Source organism: Cryobacterium breve, assembly GCF_027594785.1.
Classification (GTDB): domain Bacteria; phylum Actinomycetota; class Actinomycetes; order Actinomycetales; family Microbacteriaceae; genus Cryobacterium; species Cryobacterium breve_A.
In genome coordinates, this window is sequence record NZ_CP075584.1 from 1,206,214 (window position 1) to 1,224,516 (window position 18,303).

Below are 18,303 nucleotides of genomic sequence, written 5' to 3' on the forward strand. Positions count from 1 at the left end.
CATCACCTGGGTGCTCGACAGGTCGAGGTGGTTGGTCGGTTCGTCGAGCAGCAGCACGGAGGCCCCGGAGAGCAGGCACTGCGCCATGGCGACGCGCGCCTTCTGACCGCCGGACAGGTTGCCGATCGTCTGCTTGAGGTCGGCCTCGGAGAACTGGAACATCGCGAGGAACCGGTTCACCGACTTGCGCGTCGCGGTGAACGCGAGGCTGCCGGGCATGGCGTTGACCGCGTGGGTGACCGTGTCCTTCTCGTCGAGTTCGGCGAGGACCTCGTTGTAGGAGACCGGTGCGATGCCGCCCGCCCAGGTCACGGACCCGGAGTCGGCCTTCTCCTCGCCGTCGAGGACCCGGAGCAGGGTCGTCTTGCCGCTGCCGTTGGCGCCGAGCACCACGATGCGGTTCCCGCGCCGGACCTCGAAGCTCAGGTCGGAGAACAGGGCCTTGTCGCCGTAGGACTTGCTCAGGCCCTCGACCCGGCAGAGCACGTCCTTGACGTGCAGGCCGCGGTAGATCTCGGTGATGATCTGGTCGACCGGGCGCGGAGCCCGCGCCTTCTTGATCTGGGCCAGCTGGCCGTCGAGGGTGCGGCTCGCGGCCTTCGCCGCCTCCCTGCGGTCGGAGATCCCCTCTGACTCGAACGCGAGGAGTTCGGATTCGTGCACGAACTGCTGCTCGAGCGTCTTGAGCCGGAACTGCTTCTGGATGACGTACTCGCCGAAGTTGCCGGGGTACTCGTGCAGGTGGAAGTTCTCGACCTCGATGATCCGGGTGACGACGGCGTCGAGGAACTTCCGGTCGTGCGAGACGATGATCGCCGCACCGTGGAAGTCGCGGAACCAGGCCTCGAGCCACTCGACGCCGGCGACGTCGAGGTAGTTGGTGGGCTCGTCGAGGAGCAGGACGTCGGGGTCCTCGAGCAGGATCTTGGCGAGCGCGGCCCGGTTGCGCCAGCCGCCGGAGAGTTCGTCGATCGCGCAGATGCGGTGGGCCTCGTTGAAGCCGAGGGTGCTGAGTGCCGTGTCGATCCGGCGCGGGTAGTCCCAGCCGCCGAGACGGTCCATGTCCTCGAAGAGTTCGGCCTGGCGGTGCAGGAGTGCGTCGAAGTCCGTGGCTACGGCGATGGCCGCGTCGATCGATGCGAGTTCGGCTTCGATCGCCTTGATCGGGGCGAAGAGGCCGTGCAGGACCTCGGTGATGGTCGAGGAGCCGTCCAGTTCGGAGAACTGCGAGAAGTATCCGATCGAGACGCCGCTCTCGAGCGTGACGGTGCCGGAGTCCGGCGCCACGTGGTCGAGGATGAGCTTGAGAATCGTGGTCTTCCCGGACCCGTTCTTCCCGATCAGGCCCACCCGGTCGCCCGGCTCCAGCCGGAAGAAGGCGTCGCGCAGGATCTGCGTCTTCTCGAATCGAACACTGACGTCGTTCAGCCTGATCAGGCTCATTGCTGCTGTCCTCTCGAGGGACGCCCAGGGAATTCGGCGAGCGGAGCCCAGTCGAGTCTACAAAACCCTCAGCGCAGCACGTCCATCCGGGCCGGGTCGTCGGGATCGTGCGGCACCCCGCTCCGGGCGGACAGCATTCCGAGACGCACGAGGTCGACGCCGACCAGGTCCGGCCGTCCGTGCAGGCGACCATGCAGAAGACGGCGCCAGGCGACCGGCACGGCCTCGAGTCCCCACCGGCCGGCGAGCAGGGCACCGGCGGCGGCCACGCTCGCGGGATCCGCGCCGCTTTGCGCAGCGCGGGAGATCACCCGTTCGACGCGGGAGGCATCCGCTGCACCCTCGTCGCCGAGGATCGCCCACGCTCCCTGCAGGAGCCCACCGACCGTGCCCCTCCGCCGCACGTCGACCGCCCGGCCCTGCCCGGCCGCGGTGAGCTGGGCCTCCCAGATCGCCCGCACCTCGGTCGGCAGGGCCGCGAGTCCGGCCAGGGCATCGAGGCGGCCCTCGAGGACGGCCACGCGAAGCGAGAGCCCGAAGAGAACAGCCGCATCGCCGGCACCTCGATCGGTGGAGGGGTCGCTGCGCTCGGAGTCGGTGAGTGCGGTGCCGCGCCCGGAACACACCAGCCGTGCGGCTTCGGCGAGCGCCACCGGGTCGTCGAGCAGGGCGAGGGCGACCGGTGCCGTTCGGAGCAGGCGCCTGCCGGCGGTGCGCGTGGCGGCAGCCGGATCTGCGGCTTCCGGTTCCCCGTCTGCGCCGAGGTCTTCCCGGACGGCCGCCTCCGAGGGGTCGCGGCCGTCGGCCGTGAGCAGCGCGATGTCGACGGCCGCCGCCGTCCGCTCCGACCACTCGAAGTCGTCGCCGGAAGCGAGGGCGTCCCCCGCGGCGAGCCCCAGCAGGACAGCAGCGGACCGATCATGCTGTTCGGGTGTGAGCACAGCGACCTCCGTGGCAGGAGCAATGACATCGAATGCGCGCAGCCTACGTCCCGGCGACTCGACCGACAAGGCGGCGGCGCCCTCCGGCCACCTCGTTTGCGCCAGCGAAGAACGACCGGTGCGGCGTCTTCGGGCGTCACGGGAATAGTCGGGGTCGCCCGCACCTTGTTAGTCTTCGGACGTCCCCGGTGAACACACCCGGCCCGGAGACTCCCCCGGTGCAGGACCGCCACCCCGGTCCCTCACCTTCCGAAACGTCAAACCGGCGGTTCGATTCCCTGCATTCGCGTTAGGCATTCCCATGAAGCTCACGTTCCCCTCCGCGCTCGTCGCGGGAGCCATCGTCACCCTCGCCGCCCTGTCGCTCACCGCGCGCGCCGCGGGCGGCACCGCCGGCAGCACGAGCGGCGCGACGAGCGCCGACGATTCCCTCACCAAGGTGCAGAAAGCGGGAACGCTCACCGTCGGGACAGAGGGCACCTACCGCCCGTTCTCGTTCCACGAGAACGGCGCCGGAGACATCACCGGCTACGACGTCGACGTCGTCAAGGCCGTCGCCGCCAAGCTCGGAGTCACCGCGACCTTCCAGGAGACCCAGTGGGACGGTATCTTCGCCGGCCTCGAGGCCGGCCGGTTCGACGCGATCGCCAACCAGGTCTCGATCACCCCTGAGCGCACCGCCAAGTACACCTTCTCCACCCCGTACACCTACTCGACGGGTGTGATCGTCGTGAAGTCGGACAACACGTCGATCACCTCGTTCGAGAGCCTCTCCGGAAAGACGACGGCACAGTCGCTCACGAGCAACTGGAACACCCTCGCCACCCAGAGCGGCGCCAACGTGCAGGCCGTCGAGGGCTGGGCCCAGTCGGTCGCCCTCGTCGAGCAGGGCCGGGTCGACGCCACGATCAACGACAACCTGACCTTCCTCGACTACAAGAAGAACAACGACGCCTCCGGCCTCAAAGTCGCCGCGACGACGACCGACAAGTCGGAGAGCGCCCTCGCGTTCGCCGGCGGTAGCACCGCCCTCGCCGCCGCTGTCGACACCGCCCTCGCCGACCTTGCCGCTGACGGTACGCTGACCTCGATCTCGGAGAAGTACTTCGGGGCCGACGTCTCGAAGTAACCAGCAGATGACTCAGTCGAACTGGGATCTCGCCCTCAGTGCACTGGGCCCGATCCTGATGGGCGCCATCCAGGGCACGATTCCGCTCGCGCTCGTCTCGTTCGCGCTCGGCCTCGTGCTCGCGCTCACCCTCGCGCTGATGCGGCTGTCCCGGCTGCGGTGGCTTTCCGCGATCGCCCGGGTGTTCATCTCGATCGTGCGGGGAACCCCGCTCCTCGTGCAGCTCTTCGTGATCTTCTACGGGCTGCCCTCGCTGGGCCTGCTGATCGACCCGTGGCCGAGCGCCGTGATCGCCTTCTCGATCAATGTCGGCGGGTATGCGGCCGAGGTCATTCGCGCCGCGATCCTCTCCGTGCCCCAGGGCCAGTGGGAAGCCGCGTGGATGGTCGGGATGTCGCGCCGCAAGGCCCTGACCCGGATCATCCTGCCGCAGGCCGCCCGCGTCTCTGTCCCCCCGTTGTCGAACACCTTCATCAGCCTCGTCAAGGACACCTCCCTCGCCTCGCTGATCCTCGTCACCGAACTCTTTCGACAGGCCCAGAAGGTCGCGGCGTTCAGCCAGGAATTCATGCTGCTCTACCTCGAGGCCGCGCTCGTGTACTGGGTGATCTGCCTCGTGCTCTCGACCGTGCAGGGCCTGCTCGAAAAGCGATTGGACCGCTATGTCGCCCACTGACACCCCGCTCGACCCGCCGACCGGACCGCAGCCCGGCGATTGGACCGCGCCTGCGGCATCCGCCGCCCTGCTGACTGTGCGCGGCCTGCGCAAGAGCTTCGGAACGACCCGCGTACTCGAATCGATCGACCTCACCGTCGGCCGGGGCCGGGTGCTCGCCCTGATCGGCCCCTCCGGCTCGGGGAAGACCACGATCCTGCGCTGCCTGAACGGGCTCGAGAACGCGGACGGCGGCACGATCACGATCACCCCCGCGGAAGCAGACCCAGCTTCAGGCGCGGCAGCCGCCGGCACGGGCACCGAGATGACGGTCGACTTCGGCGCAGCGGGGGCCCGCGCGACAAGCAGGCTCGCCGCCCTGCGCGACCGGTCGGCAATGGTGTTCCAGAACTACAATCTCTTCCCGCACAAGACCGTGCTCGAAAACGTGCTCGAGGGACCGGTCGTCGTCCAGCGCCGCCCGAAGGCTGAGGTCACCGCGGAGGCACTCGCCCTCCTCACCCGGGTGGGCCTGGCCGACAAGACGGATGCCTACCCGTTCGAACTCTCCGGCGGCCAGCAGCAGCGCGTCGGGATCGTGCGCGCGCTCGCACTCCGGCCCCAGCTTCTTCTCTTCGACGAGCCGACGTCCTCGCTCGACCCTGAACTGGTCGGGGACGTGCTGCGCCTGATCAAGGAACTCGCGATCGAGGGCTGGACCATGGTGATCGTCACCCACGAACTCGAGTTCGCCAGGGAGGTCGCGAGCGAGATCGCCTTCGTCGACGGCGGCAGGATCGTCGAACACGGCGACCCGAAGCAGGTCCTCAGGGACCCGCGCGAGGAACGCACCCGACAGTTCCTGCACCGTCTGCTCAACCCGTTCTGAACGCGCCAGCCCGGCCCGTCGTCCCCGCCCGGCCGCGCCGATATCGTGGTGCCATGGAAACAGCAGCGGCGACCACCCACCGACGGCTCTTCGGGGTCTTCCGCCTCGCGCTCGGGGTGCTCCTCCTCGGGAGTGTGCTCACCCAGATCGTCGACCAGGCCGTGCACGACGCCTTCGTGCCGACAGAGTACTTCGGGTATTTCACGGTGCAGTCGAGCCTGGTCAACGCGCTGATCCTGCTCTGGGGCGGTTCCCTCGCCCTGCGCTACCGGGCAGACCCGGAGCTCTTCACCCGGATCAGGATGTCGGGGCTCTGCTATGCGATCGTGACCGCGGTCGTCTACAACGCACTGCTGCGGAACGTGGTGTCGGACGGGTTCACCGGGATCGCCTGGCCGAACGAGGTCCTGCACGTCTGGGCGCCGATCCTCATCCTGGTGGATTGGCTCCTCGGTCCCGGTCGGCCGGCCCTCGCCTGGAAGGCCCTGGGATTCGCGCTGCTGTATCCGATCGTGTGGGTCGTCTACGCGGTGATCCGCGGCGCCGCCACCGGGTTCTACACCTACCCGTTCCTCGACCCGACCGGCCCCGGCGGGTATGGGAGCGTCGGCGGGTACGTGCTCGGAATCGCCGTCGTCATCGCGGGCCTCGCGGCCGCGGCGATCTCCGTGAGCCGGGCGGGCCAGGCGACGGGAGTCACGGCTTCGACAGCTGTTCCGGCGGAAGATCCGGCAGCATCCGTGTCGCCTCCAGATGACGCTCGCGCATCGCGAGGAACAGCGGGAAGCTGAACGCGAAGGCCATGACGAACGCGAGGACGACGTAGAGCCAGCCGCGTTTCATGCCGAGCCGGCGTGATTCGACGATGATCAGGATGCTGCCGGCCACGGCCGTCACGAGCAGATCGACCGTGAGCGAGGACACCGAGGGGCCGCTGCCGGTCCAGTCGCCGACGTAGTCGCGCGCCTGGCTGATCGAGAGGATGTTGTACGTCCAGGTACCGATCAGGCCGGCGACGCCCAGGCCGAGGTACAGGAGTGCGAGGGGGGTCCAGTTCCGGGTCATGCAGACAGTATGCCGCCGTCCCCGCTCCATCCCGTCACGTCGACGCGTCCACCCACCTCGCGAGAGCGTAATTTTGGCCCTTTAAACCGGTGGTTTAAAGGGCCAAAATTACGCTCTCGCGGGGAGACGAATCGGGCGGGTCAGTCGGCGGGGCCTGCGGTGAGGGTTGCGGACGCGGTGTGGGTTGCGCCGGCGGTGTCCGTCCAGGTGATCGTGACCGCGTCGCCGGGGTTGTACGCGTCGAGGGTCGAGGTGAGCGCGGCGGCCGAGGCGATCGTCGTGCCGTCGACGGCGGTGATGGTGTCTCCCGCGACGATTCCGGCTGCCGCTGCGGCCGAGCCGTCGACGACCGCGGTGATCAGGGCCGAGTCACCGGTCGTTGCCGTCGAGCCGGTGGTGCCGGATGCCGCGCCGAGGCTCCCGCGATAGCTGCGGCCGTTGACCGACCCCGTGTCCGTCGACGCGGTCGCGCTCGAACCGACCGCGACGCCGAGGAACGCCGGGTAGCCGATCGTGACAGTGCTGGTTTCGACGCCGGCGTGGATCAGGGTGACGACGTCGAGGGCCGCGTCGATCGTGATCGCGAAGCCGCTGATCGCGGCCGTCCCCGAGGACGCCGCCGTGTCGATGCCGATGACCTCACCGTCGGCGTCGTAGAGCGGCCCGCCAGAGTCGCCGGACTGGATGTCCGCGTCGACCTGGATCAGTCCGGTCAGGGTCTCGGCGTCCGTGGAGTCCTCGCCCGACGCTGTGATGGTCTGGCCGACGCTCGTGACGCTGCCGGCCGCTGCGGTGAGGGTGCTCGTTCCGCCCGCGTTACCGACCCCGGTCACCGCGTCCCCCGCCGCAACCGTGGAGGTCGTGTCGAGCGTCGCGGGGACCAGCCCGGAGGCATTCTCGAGTTTCAGCACGGCGATGTCCTGCGAGGCGTCGGTACCGACGACATCCGCGACATAGCTCACGCCGGTCGAGACGACCGTCACGCTGATGCTCGTCGCGCCGTCGATGACGTGGTTGTTGGTGAGGATTTCACCGCTCGAGGTGAGCACGATGCCGGTGCCGGCCGCTTCCGCGCTCTGGTACGTGAGGACGGTATCGATGACGACGACGCCGACCGACTGCGCGGCCGTCGCCGCAGTGGTGTCGAGGGCGGTGGCCGTCGTGGCGGATGCGGTTCCGGACCCGTAGTTGGAGGGGCCGCCGGGGCGCAGGCCGGAGGTACCGAGCCTGGCTGAGGAACTCGAGGTGCCCGATGAGCCGGTCGTCCCCGAAATCGAGCCTGAGCCGCTCCTGCCAGACGTCGAGCTGCTCGACGCGGCTGCGGCGACGACCTGGGCGACGGCCATCGAGGAGAAATACAGGCCGGCGCCCGTCGTCGCTGTGACGAGAGCTGCGGCGAGTCCCATCGAGACGATCACACCGGCCCGGAAGCGCGGCCGGTGGAAGGCCGGGTTGACGACCGGTGAGGCGGGGCTGATGTCGGTGGGTTCCGTGCCCCTGGGTTCGGTGCCAGTCGGTTCGGTGCCAGTCGGTTCGGTGCCAGTCATTGTGGGATCCTTTTCCTCCGGGTGACGGCCGTACCGTCGCGACTGGTTCCCACCCAAGTCCCGAAAGCTATCGGATTTCTATGAGGCGCCGCGGTGTCGGCCAAGAGGGTCCCGCCCATCGGCTGTGAGCCCCTCCGGGCCGGCCGGGCCGGTCAGACGAGGACTGTGCTCGCGATCTCGCTGAAGCCCTGGTCGGTGACGGTGACCTCGAGCTTCGCCGGGATCTGTTCCTTCATCGAATCCACGTGGCTGATCAGGCCGATCGTACGGCCACCGGCACGCAGGCCGTCGAGGGTGCTCATCGCGGTCTCGAGCGTTTCGCTGTCGAGCGAGCCGAAGCCCTCGTCGACGAAGAGGGTGTCGAGTGCGATGCCTCCGGCCTGGTGCGAGACGACCTCGGCGAGTCCGAGAGCCAGGGCGAGGGAGGCGAGGAAGGTCTCGCCGCCGGAAAGCGACTGGGTCGGCCGGGCCCGACCGGTGTGCTGGTCGAGGATCGCGAGTCCGAGTCCGGACTGGGTGCCGCGGTACTGCAGCGAATCGTCGTGTTCGAGGACGTATCGGCCCCCGGTCATGTCCCGCAGCCGACCGTTCGCGGCGAGGATGATCTCCTCGAGTTGCGCGGCGAGAACGTAGGTTTCGAGTTTCATCCTTTTGGTGTTCGGTTCCTCGCCATGCACGACCGCGGCGAGCTCCCGCACCTGGGCCTGGGTCACGAGGAGGGTCGCGGAAGTGGCGGCAAGGGCACGTGCCTCGGCGACGACGACGGCCAGTTCATCCTGGCGGACGGCGAGGGTACCCTGCGCGGCGAAGGCAACGTCCCTGGCCTCGGCGGCGGCGGTCCTGGCTGCCCTGGCCGGTTCAAGGTCGAGAGCGGCACCGGGCAGGCCGGCGAGCTCCGGTTCGGCCAGCACGGCGCGCACGGCGGCGAGCTGGTCGTCGTGGGCACGGATGCCGGTCTCCCGCGTCGCGATTTCGGCCGGCGTGAGTCGTGCGGTGACGACCTCCGCCTCGTCGGCGAACCCTTCGGCGGCGAGGCGCTCGGCGACGGCTGCTGAGGCGGCGGCAAGGGCACGATCCCGTTCGCCGCTGAGCGCGCGGGCCGTCTCGAGGGTGCGGCCCGCCTGGAGTTCGGTGCGCAGGCTCTCCGCCCGTTCGGTGACGGAGGCGTAGCCCGCCGATTGCCGGTTGACGCGTTCCTCGATCGCGATGCGGCGGCCACGGAGTTCGGTGAGCCGGGTCGCAGCGTCGTCCCTGCCGGAGCGGACTCCGGCGAGGGTCTCCCGCGCGTGGTCGAGCTCGGCGCGCAGCCGCAGCCGCTCGGCACCGAGTTCTGTCTCCCGTGCCGCCGCCGTGCGTGCGCTCTCGACCGCGGTGAGCGCGGCGGCACGCGTTGCCGCGCGATCGGCCTCTGTTCCCGGGCCCGCGGCGGCGCGGGAGGCGGCGGCGCGCGCACCGAGGGTGAGGACATCCTCGTTGCTGCTCCCGAGGTCGCCCTGGGCCCGGGTCATGTCGGCAAGGGCGGCCTCGATGTCGGCGTCGGTGACCGGCTCACCAGGAGCCTCAGCGGGGTGCGGATGCGTCGTGGACCCGCACACCCCACAGGGTTCGCCGGGAACGAGCCGGCCGGCGAGCTCGCCGGCGTGATCGGCCAGCCGCTTGGCGACGAGGTCCCGGTAGTGCCCGGCGGCGTCTGCGTTCTCGGCGGCCGCGGCCGCATGCCTGCTGCGTGCGGCGTCGAGGTCCGCCTCGAGTGCGGCAGCTTCTGCGGCTGCGGCTTCGGCGGCCACCGCGCGGGCGAGGGAAACGACGGACTCCGGTTCGCGGGCGGCGTCGCGAGCGAGCACGGCGAGGTCCCGGTCGAGGTCGTCGAGGAGGGCGGGCGCGGCGTCGATCCGGGCCTGGAGCCCGTCGAGGGTGGCCTGGACCTCGGAGAGCCCGGCCTCTGCGGACCCGATCCCGGCGTTGATGGCCGGCAGTTCTTCTTCGGCCGCGAGGACATCGTTCAGGGACCCGAGCTGTTCGAGGAGCAGGTCGATGGTGGCAGAGACCGGCACGGCATCCTGGTCGTCGTTCTGGTCATCCACGTCGGAACCGTGGACCGTGAGCCAGGTCTCCCGAGCCGCCACCTCTGACCGAGCCGCTTCAAGGGCAGCGTCGAGGGCAGCGGACTCGGCCTCGATCTGGGGCAACACCCGGCCTGCGCGGTGCGCGGCGGCGAGGCGTTCACGGTCGGCGTCGACAACGGCGCTGCGCTCGTCGAGCACGGCCAGGCCGGCGGCGGCGGTGTCCCTGCGGTCCTGGCGGGCGCGCATCTCGTCCTGGGCGCGAAGCGCTGCGGTCGCGTCGGCCAGTGCGGCGTCCGCGGCGGAGGCTGCGGCGACGGCGACGGCGAGTGCCTGCTCGAGTTCGGCGGTGGCCGCGTCGAACCAGGCCAGGTCCCGTGCCGCGGTGCCCGACGCGGCGGCTGCGGGCCGGTGCCGGGCCGCAGCCTCCGCGAGTGCGTCGAGCCGCACGCGCACTCCGGTGAGTTCGTCGTCGAGGGCCTTGCGACGGGTGATGAGTTCGGTCTCCAGGCTCTGGAACCTGCTGGTGCCGAAGAGGGTGCGCAGGACCTCGCGGCGATCGTCGGTCTTGGCGAGCAGGAAGCGTTGGAACCGGTTTTGAGCGAGCAGGATCACCTGCAGGAACTGGTCCTGTTTGAGCGGCAGGATGCGGGCGAGCTCATTCCCGACGTCGACGGGGCGCGCGGCGATACCCCGCCAGCCGCCCTCGGCACCGGCAGTACCGACGGCACCGGCGGCACCGACGGCACCGGCGTCGTCCGTATCGGGGTCACGGATGTCGAGCCGGGCGTCGGGTGCGGACAGCGTCGTGCCGGTGCCGCGCTTCTTGGCCTTGAGGTACTTGGGAGTGCGGAAGATGCGATAGTCGTGCCCGTTCAGGCCGAACTCGAGCTCGACGTAGGTGGGGTCACCGGGTTCGCAGTGGTCGCTGCGCAACTGCGACTCCGTGCCCTCGTAGCGCGGAACACTGCCATAGAGGGCGAAGCAGACTGCGTCGAGGATGCTGGACTTTCCCGCACCGGTCTTGCCCGTGATCAGGAAGATACCGTCGTCATCGAAGTGCTCGAAGTCGACGACCTGCTCGTTCTTGAACGGGCCGAACCCGGCGAGCTTCAGGCGCTTGATCTTCACGTCGTACTCCTCGTGGTTCCGGTGCTCACTGGGTGACTTCCCTCAGTTCCCCGGCCGCGAGAATTTCGGCGACGAGGTCCCGCTCGAACTCCGTCTGCCCGACACCATTGCGCACGAAGCTCAGGAAGCCGGCGACGATATCGGGATCGGTCTGTCGGTTGATCCGTTCGGCGTAGCTCTCGCTTCCGGTGTCCATGACGACGGCCGGCCGGTGTTCGAGGGTGACGCAGTACGGGAACCGTTTCTGGAGTGCGCGCATGGCGTCGAGGGGACGGACCTGGTCTGTCAGCACGGCCGACACCCAGTCGCCGTCGAATGCCGCGAACCGGTCTTCGGTGAGGAGTTCCTCGAGTTCGCCGGTGAGCACGCTGAGCCTGCGGGGAACCGGGAGGGCGACCCACTCGATCTCGAGTTCTGCGCCCTTCCCCGGACTGTCAGGGCCGAGGTCGATCTGCCAGGCGCCACGGGGCTTGGCGGCCTCGGCAAAGGAATAGTGCAGGGGCGCTCCCGAGTAGCGGACCCGGTCTTCGAGCCTGGCCCGCCCGTGGATGTGCCCGAGGGCGACATAGTCCGGCCCCTCGAACACGCTGACCGGCACGAGGTCGAGCCCGCCGGCGGTGATGTCCCTCTCGACGTCACTCGACTCCTGCGTGGCCGCGACGCCGGCCGCGAAACAGTGCGCGAGCACGACAGAGCGGCCGCCGCGAACCAGGAGGTCCGCCCGGATCTGCTCCATGGCGAAGGCGAGCACCTGCACGTGGGTCTTGAGCGTTCGTTCCGGGCGCGCTTGATTGGCATAGTGATGCCGAATCAGTGCCGGTTCGAGGAAGGGGATGCCGTAGAAATGCACCGGACCGTGCTCGTCGGTGAGAGTGACCGGCGAGGCGACCTGTTCGGGCCGGGTGATCACATGGATGCCGGCAAGGCCGGCCCACTCGGACTGGAACCCGAGTCGGGTGGCCGAGTCGTGGTTGCCGCTCGTCATGATGACCTGCGCTCCGGCCCGCCGGATCTCGCGGAGGGCCGTCGCGAGCAGGGTGTAGCTGTCGGCAGAGGGCATCGCCGAATCGAACACGTCGCCGGCGACGACGACCACGTCGATTGATCGATCGCGGACCACATCGACGAGTGCGCCCAGCACGATCCGGAGATGGTCGAGGGTCGAGTGCGTGTGGAACGTGCGACCGATGTGCCAGTCCGACGTGTGCAGGATCCTCATGGTCGTCACGCTACCGCCCAGCACCGACACGGCCCCGTCGGCCCGCCCACGAACATCCATCTTTGTTCTTCTGTGTTTTCCTTGACAAACAAAAAGAAACACAGATATCGTGGACACCATCCTGATCGAAGCGATCGGGCCGCGCAGTGGCGGGGGGTCACTCAAAGACGAGGAGGTATCATGTTTGCGGAAGAACGGCAGGCGTTGATCGCCGAACTCGTCACAACCGCCAGCCGGGTCACCGTCAATGAACTCGCAACTCGCTTCGACATCACCCCGGAAACAGTGCGCCGCGACCTCGATACGCTCGAAGGTTCGCGGCAGTTGCGTCGAGTCCACGGCGGCGCCGTGGCCCTGGACCGCCTCAGCCTCTCCGAGCCGAGCCTGGCCGAACGGCAGACCCAGCGACACGACGAGAAAGAGCGCATCGCCGCTGCCGCGTTCGCCATGATCCCGACCAGCCAGTCCGGATCGATCATCCTCGACGCCGGCACCACGACAGAACTCCTCGCCGACCGCCTCGCCGACTGGACCTCCGCTGGCCCCGACGACCAGGCTCCTCGTCATCACGAACGCCGTGCCGATCGCGTACAAGCTGGCCGGCAATGAGGAGATCCAGCTCCACCTCCTCGGCGGTCGCGTCCGCGGCCTGACCCGCGCGGTCGTCGGCCAGAGCACGATCGCCCAGCTCGAGGGACTCCGCCCCGACATCGCCTTCATCGGCGCCAACGGCGTACACGCCATCTTCGGTCTCAGCACCCCCGACCTCGTCGAATCGTCCGTGAAGACCGCCATCGTGCGGTCGGCACGGCTCGTCGTCGCGCTCGCCGATTCCACCAAGCTTGACGAGGAAACCCTCGTGCGGTTCGCCGCCCTCGGCGACATCGACGTCCTCATCACGGACGCCCTCCCATCACCGGAACTTTCCGCGGCCCTGGCCGTGGCTGACGTAGAGGTTGTGATCGCGTGATCATCACGCTTACCCCGAATCCGAGCCTGGATCGCACGATCTCGCTCGACGGCGTTCTCGCCCGCGGCGAGGTCCAGCGCGCCGTGGCGAGCCACGTCGAGCCAGGGGGCAAAGGTGTCAACATCTGCCGCGCCCTCGAGGCCTCCGGCGTGGAGAGCCTCGCGATCCTGCCCGGCGACGCCCTCGACCCGGTGCTCATCGCGCTGTCCGATGCGGGCATCCCGCACCTCGGCATGCCGATCGGCGCAAGCATCCGCAGCAATGTCGCGATCACGGAACCGGACGGCACCACGACGAAGGTCAACGTGCCCGGTCCGGTGCTGACCCCCGCGCAGCAGACCGAACTGATCGAGCTCGTGCTCGACCGGGCGGATGGCGCCGGCTGGGTCGTGCTCGCGGGCTCGCTGCCGCCGGGCGCTCCCGTCGACTTCTATGCGGACATCATCCGCCGGCTGCGCGCCCGCTACGGCGCCGCGGCACCAAGGTCGCCGTGGACTCCTCCGGCGCCCCGTTCGCAGCCGCTGTGAGCGCCGGCCCTAACCTGATCAAACCGAACGGCGAGGAACTCGCCGAGCTCACCGGCATCCCGGACCCCGCGGCCCTCGAGGGCAACCCCGCCATGGTCGCCGCGGCATCCGCCCGGCTCATTGCCGGTGGTGTCGGCGCGGTCCTCGCGACCCTCGGCGCCCAGGGGGCCGTATTGACGACGAAGGACGGGTCCTGGCTCGCCCATACTCCGCCCATGATCGCCGTGAGCACCGTCGGAGCCGGTGACTCGTCCCTGGCCGGTTTCCTGCTCCGCGACCTGGCCGGCGGAAGCGCCCCCGACGCGCTCCGTCAGGCGGCGGCCCACGGGGCCGCAGCCGCATCTTTGCCCGGATCAACCGTTCCGGCACTGAACCAAACAAAGCCCAGCGACGTCACCGTGACGCAGCTGACCCATCCAAAGGAGGATGTCCAGTGAGTGCACTGATCACCCCGGAGCTCGTCGCTCTGGATAAGAACCTCGGAGCCGCTCCCTCGAGCGTCATCCGGCGACTCGCCGAGCTCGTTGTCGGCGCAGGCCGGGCCACCGAGATCGAGAGCCTGTACGCGGATGCTCTCGCCCGCGAAGCGAAGACGGCCACCGGCATCCCGGGCGGCCTCGCCATCCCGCATTGCCGCTCCGCCGCCGTTACCGAGCCGACCCTCGCGCTCGCGCGCCTGTCGACCCCGGTCGACTTCGGCGCAGGAGACGGCCCCGCAGACCTGGTCTTCCTGATCGCCGCGCCGGCAGGTGCGGACCAGGAACACCTTAAGATCCTCGCGAAGCTGTCCCGCTCGCTGATGAAGCCCGCGTTCACGGCCGCCCTGCGCGCCGCCAAGACGCCCGCAGAAATCGTCGAGCTCGTCACCAACGTCGTCTCCCCCGTTCCGGTCGCCGTCGGCGGCGGCATTGCCGCCCCCGCGGCATCCGTCCCGACCGGCGTCAAGCGCCTCGTCGCCGTCACGGCCTGCCCCACCGGCATCGCGCACACCTACATGGCCGCTGAGGCCCTCTCCGCAGCAGCGGAAGCGGCCGGCGTCGAGATGCAGGTCGAGACGCAGGGTTCTGCCGGCCTCACCATGCTCGACCCGGCGATCATCGCCGCCGCCGACGCAGTGATCTTCGCAGTCGACGTCGACGTGCGCGGCCGCGAGCGTTTCGCGGGCAAGCCCGTCATCCAGGTTCCGGTCAAGCGCGGAATCGACGAGCCGGCCAAACTCATCGCGGACGCCATCGCGGCCTCCGAGAACCCGAACGCCCGCCGCGTCGGCGGGACCGCAGGGGCAGCGGAGGTCGACGAGAAGAACGAGCACCTCGGCCAGAAGGTCAAGCGCGCGCTTCTCACCGGTGTCAGCTACATGATCCCGTTCGTCGCCGGTGGAGGCCTGCTGATCGCACTCGGCTTCCTCCTCGGTGGCTACGAGATCACCAAGATCGCCGACGTCGTGACCCTGCAGAACAGCCTCTTCAACCTGCCGGACGGCGGCCTCCCGATCTACCTCGGCGCGGTCTTCTTCAAGATCGGCGCCCTGTCGATGGGCTTCCTGGTTCCGGCCCTCGCCGGGTACATCTCCTTTGCGATCGCCGACCGTCCGGGTATCGCTCCCGGGTTCGTCGCCGGTGCCGTCGCAGGGTTCATGGGCGCCGGGTTCCTCGGCGGCATCGCCGGCGGCCTGCTCGCCGGTGTCGCAGCGGCCAGCTTCGCGCGGCTCAACGTTCCGCGCTGGCTCCGTAGCCTGATGCCCGTCGTGATCATCCCGCTCATCGCCTCGATCGTCGCCTCCGGGTTGATGTTCCTCGTGCTGGGTGGTCCGATCGCCTGGCTCACCGCGGCGCTGAACACCTGGCTCACCGGCATGAGCGGCGCAGCGGCGATCGTCCTCGGACTGATCCTCGGACTGATGATGGGCTTCGACCTCGGTGGCCCGGTCAACAAGGTCGCCTATGCCTTCGCCGTCGCCGGCCTCGGCACCGCGACCCTGGCCAACCAGGCGCCGTGGCAGATCATGGCCGCCGTGATGGCCGCCGGAATGGTTCCGCCGCTCGCGATGGCCCTGGCCACCGTGCTCGACAAGAAGCTGTTCAGCCCGATCGAACGCGAGAACGGCAAGGCGGCCTGGCTGCTCGGTGCATCCTTCATCTCCGAGGGTGCAATCCCGTTCGCAGCGGCAGACCCGCTTCGTGTGATCCCGGCGAGCATGCTCGGCGCCGGTGTCACGGGCGCCCTGTCGATGGCCTGGGGTGTCACGAGCAAGGCCCCGCACGGCGGCATCTTCGTCTTCTTCGCGATCGACAGCTTCGCGCTGTTCGCCCTGGCCATCGCGATCGGCACCGTCGTCGCCGGCCTCGCGGTCATCGCCCTGAAGCGGTACACCACCAAGAAGGTCACCGCCGGAGTGGAAGCCCCGGTTCTCGTCACCGCATAACCAGCAAGTAGTACCATCACCGCATGAAGACGCGGCGGCCGATACGCGATCCGTACCGGCCGCCGCGTAATATCGTTACCGTGGGCAACCAATTCCCACGCAAGAATTGAGGTTAAACCGTGCAGCAGAAATTCTCCGGCGTGGGCGTCAGCCCCGGACGGATCATCGGATCGATTCGGCAGATGCCCAAACCGGTCAGTGAACCCCCGGCCGGAGAAAGGTTGGCTGCGTCACTGTCAGCGGATGCCGCCACTGCCCTCCTCCGCACCGCGGCCAAGACCGTCCAGGGTGAACTGCAGAGCCGTGCAGCAGGAGCCTCGGGCGCGAGCAAGGCCGTTCTCGAAGCGACCGCGCTGATGGCCACAGACCCCATGCTGATCAAGGCCGCGGTCAAGCACATTAACACCGGAACATCCGCCGAACGCGCAATCTGGGAGTCCGGAGCCTCGGTCGCCGAGATGTTGATCAACCTCGGCGGTTACATGGCGGAGCGGGCAACGGACGTCCTCGACGTACGCGCCCGGATCGTGGCCGAGCTCCGCGGAGTGCCCGCGCCGGGCATCCCCCTCGCCGACGAGCCCTACATTCTCGTCGCCGAAGACCTCGCCCCCGCAGACACAGCGACCCTCGACCCCGAGAAGATCCTCGCCCTCGTCACGTCCGGTGGCGGGCCGCAGTCCCACACCGCGATCATCGCGCGTGCCCTCGGCCTCCCCGCCGTCGTCGCGGCGCCCGGTGTCGACACCATCGCCGAAGGCACCGAGATCTACGTCGACGGCGCCGCCGGCACCGTTTCCCTGGAGCCAGGCTCCGAGGAAACCGCCGCGGTCGAAGCATGGAAGACCGCCGCAGCGATCCTCGCCGTCTTCGACGGCAACGGCCGCACCGCGGACGGCCACCTCGTCCCCCTGCTCGCCAACGTCGGCGGGGCCAAGGACGCCGTCAAGGCCGCAGAGGCAGGCGCCCAGGGCGTCGGACTCCTCCGCACCGAGTTCTGCTTCCTCGAGCGCGAGACCGAGCCCACGATCGACGAACAGGTCATCGCCTACCGGGGCGTGTTCGACGCGTTCCCCGGCCAGAAGGTCGTCGTGCGCACCCTCGACGCCGGTGCTGACAAGCCGCTGCCGTTCCTGACCGACACGAGCGAGCCCAACCCTTCGCTCGGTGTTCGCGGCTACCGCACCGACCTGACCACGCCGGGCGTGCTGGCCCGCCAGCTCACCGCGATCGCCCAGGCCGCCGAAGGTTCCCCCGCGATCGTCTGGGTGATGGCCCCGATGATCGCGACTCCCGAGGAAGCCGCCGAGTTCGCAGCGATGTGTGCGACCGCCGGACTCAAGATCCCCGGGGTCATGGTCGAGGTTCCCTCCGCCGCCCTTCTGGCGGACCGGATCCTCGGCGAGGTCGACTTCGTCAGCCTCGGCACGAATGACCTCACCCAGTACACGATGGCCGCCGACCGCCAGCTCGGCACCCTCGCCGCGCTGAACTCCCCGTGGCAGCCCGCCGTGCTGAAGCTGATCGGCCTGACCGTCGAAGGCTCCATCGCCGAGGGCAACAACAAGCCCGTCGGCGTCTGCGGCGAGGCAGCTGCCGATCCCGTGCTCGCGGTCGTCCTCGTCGGGCTCGGTGTCGCAACCCTCTCGATGACCTCCCGGTCACTCTCCGCGGTCGGAGCAGTGCTCAAGTCGGTCACCCTCGAAGACGCCAAGAAGCTCGCGGTACTCGCGGTTTCCGCGCCGAATCCGACAGAAGCCCGTAAGCGCGTGCGCGCCGGATTGCCCATACTTGAAGAGTTGGGTCTGTGACCGCACTCGCGTAGCAACACCCCGCACCACTCCAGTCAGCCCGCAGTATCGTCGAGCACGACCGTCGCCGAGTATCAATCAGGAGGAACTATGTCCGAACGCACAGCCACCATTGCCAGCCGAGTCGGCCTGCATGCCCGCCCCGCGTCCATTTTTGCGGCCGCCGTCGGCGAGCTGCCGATCGAGGTCACCATCGCGATGGAAGGCGAGCCTGCTGAAGACGCCATGGACGCCTCGAGCATCCTGAGCCTGATGAGCCTCGGCGCGGCCAACGGCGACGTCGTCGTGCTGCGTGCGGAAGGCGAAGGCGCCGACGAGGCGCTCGAAGCCCTCGTGAAGATCCTCGAAACGGATCTCGACGCCGAGTAATACTCCACCGACAGGACAAGGAAGCACCCTCGGTCGCCGAGGGTGCTTCTTTTTGGTGCCCGTCGGTTGGTGCCCGTCGGTTGGTGCCCGTCGGTTTGTGCCCGTCGGTTTGTGCCCGTCGG

General features: G+C 69.0%; 14 protein-coding genes and 2 pseudogenes. 10 read left to right on the forward strand and 6 right to left on the reverse strand.

What is annotated here, in order from left to right:
* Positions 1-90: 90 nt before the first annotated feature.
* A pseudogene (locus tag KIV56_RS05935) lies at positions 91-1,443 on the reverse strand (ABC-F family ATP-binding cassette domain-containing protein); the annotation flags it as partial.
* A gap of 68 nt (positions 1,444-1,511) precedes the next feature.
* A complete protein-coding gene (locus tag KIV56_RS05940; RefSeq protein WP_281535514.1) occupies positions 1,512-2,384 on the reverse strand; it encodes a hypothetical protein in 873 nt (290 codons plus the stop codon).
* A gap of 301 nt (positions 2,385-2,685) precedes the next feature.
* Between KIV56_RS05940 and KIV56_RS05945 the strand changes: the two genes are divergently transcribed.
* Genes KIV56_RS05945 through KIV56_RS05960 form a run of 4 tightly spaced genes read left to right on the forward strand, consistent with a single transcriptional unit; the run spans position 2,686 to position 5,848 of the window.
* Positions 2,686-3,513, forward strand: a complete 828-nt coding sequence (locus KIV56_RS05945) for an amino acid ABC transporter substrate-binding protein (protein WP_281535515.1) — start codon at positions 2,686-2,688, stop codon at positions 3,511-3,513.
* Positions 3,514-3,520: 7 nt separating this feature from the next.
* On the forward strand, positions 3,521-4,189 hold the full coding sequence (locus KIV56_RS05950) for an amino acid ABC transporter permease (RefSeq protein ID WP_281535516.1): 669 nt from the start codon (positions 3,521-3,523) through the stop codon (positions 4,187-4,189).
* Positions 4,176-5,057, forward strand: a complete 882-nt coding sequence (locus tag KIV56_RS05955) for an amino acid ABC transporter ATP-binding protein (protein WP_281535517.1) — start codon at positions 4,176-4,178, stop codon at positions 5,055-5,057. The genes KIV56_RS05950 and KIV56_RS05955 overlap by 14 nt, the downstream gene beginning before the upstream one ends.
* Before the next feature lie 53 nt (positions 5,058-5,110).
* Positions 5,111-5,848: a Pr6Pr family membrane protein gene (locus KIV56_RS05960; RefSeq protein ID WP_281535518.1), complete on the forward strand. Its 738-nt coding sequence runs from the start codon at positions 5,111-5,113 to the stop codon at positions 5,846-5,848.
* On the opposite strand, the gene KIV56_RS05965 is transcribed toward KIV56_RS05960, so the two are convergent.
* The 4 genes from KIV56_RS05965 to KIV56_RS05980 all read right to left on the reverse strand — a co-directional run bounded on the left by KIV56_RS05965 (position 5,754) and on the right by KIV56_RS05980 (position 12,082).
* Positions 5,754-6,122 (reverse strand): DUF2834 domain-containing protein, encoded by a 369-nt coding sequence (locus KIV56_RS05965; protein ID WP_281535519.1) that lies wholly within the window; start codon positions 6,120-6,122, stop codon positions 5,754-5,756. The two genes, KIV56_RS05960 and KIV56_RS05965, sit on opposite strands and share 95 nt — an antisense overlap.
* 140 nt (positions 6,123-6,262) lie before the next feature.
* The gene (locus KIV56_RS05970; protein WP_281535520.1) at positions 6,263-7,669 is read right to left on the reverse strand and encodes a S1C family serine protease; all 1,407 of its coding nucleotides are present in this window, start codon (positions 7,667-7,669) and stop codon (positions 6,263-6,265) included.
* 152 nt (positions 7,670-7,821) lie between these two features.
* The gene (locus KIV56_RS05975; protein ID WP_281535521.1) at positions 7,822-10,863 is read right to left on the reverse strand and encodes an AAA family ATPase; all 3,042 of its coding nucleotides are present in this window, start codon (positions 10,861-10,863) and stop codon (positions 7,822-7,824) included.
* A 25-nt stretch (positions 10,864-10,888) separates the two neighbouring features.
* Positions 10,889-12,082 carry an exonuclease SbcCD subunit D gene (locus KIV56_RS05980; protein WP_281536086.1) on the reverse strand — a complete coding sequence of 398 codons (1,194 nt, stop codon included), beginning with the start codon at positions 12,080-12,082 and terminating at the stop codon, positions 10,889-10,891.
* Between the two features lie 180 nt (positions 12,083-12,262).
* On the opposite strand from KIV56_RS05980, the gene KIV56_RS19505 reads away from it, so the two are divergent.
* From KIV56_RS19505 to KIV56_RS06005, 6 genes and pseudogenes are all read left to right on the forward strand, one after another.
* A complete protein-coding gene (locus KIV56_RS19505; protein WP_348648479.1) occupies positions 12,263-12,691 on the forward strand; it encodes a DeoR/GlpR family DNA-binding transcription regulator in 429 nt (142 codons plus the stop codon).
* A complete protein-coding gene (locus KIV56_RS19510; protein WP_348648544.1) occupies positions 12,648-13,052 on the forward strand; it encodes a DeoR/GlpR family DNA-binding transcription regulator in 405 nt (134 codons plus the stop codon). Before KIV56_RS19505 ends, KIV56_RS19510 begins: the two co-directional genes overlap by 44 nt.
* Positions 13,049-14,016: pseudogene (locus tag KIV56_RS05990) on the forward strand (1-phosphofructokinase family hexose kinase). Before KIV56_RS19510 ends, KIV56_RS05990 begins: the two are co-directional and overlap by 4 nt.
* On the forward strand, positions 14,013-16,004 hold the full coding sequence (locus KIV56_RS05995) for a PTS fructose transporter subunit IIABC (RefSeq protein ID WP_281535522.1): 1,992 nt from the start codon (positions 14,013-14,015) through the stop codon (positions 16,002-16,004). Before KIV56_RS05990 ends, KIV56_RS05995 begins: the two are co-directional and overlap by 4 nt.
* Positions 16,005-16,123: 119 nt before the next feature.
* Positions 16,124-17,812, forward strand: a complete 1,689-nt coding sequence (gene ptsP / locus KIV56_RS06000) for a phosphoenolpyruvate--protein phosphotransferase (RefSeq protein ID WP_281535523.1) — start codon at positions 16,124-16,126, stop codon at positions 17,810-17,812.
* Positions 17,813-17,902: 90 nt separating this feature from the next.
* Positions 17,903-18,181: an HPr family phosphocarrier protein gene (locus KIV56_RS06005; RefSeq protein WP_281535524.1), complete on the forward strand. Its 279-nt coding sequence runs from the start codon at positions 17,903-17,905 to the stop codon at positions 18,179-18,181.
* The last annotated feature ends 122 nt before the right edge of the window (positions 18,182-18,303 follow it).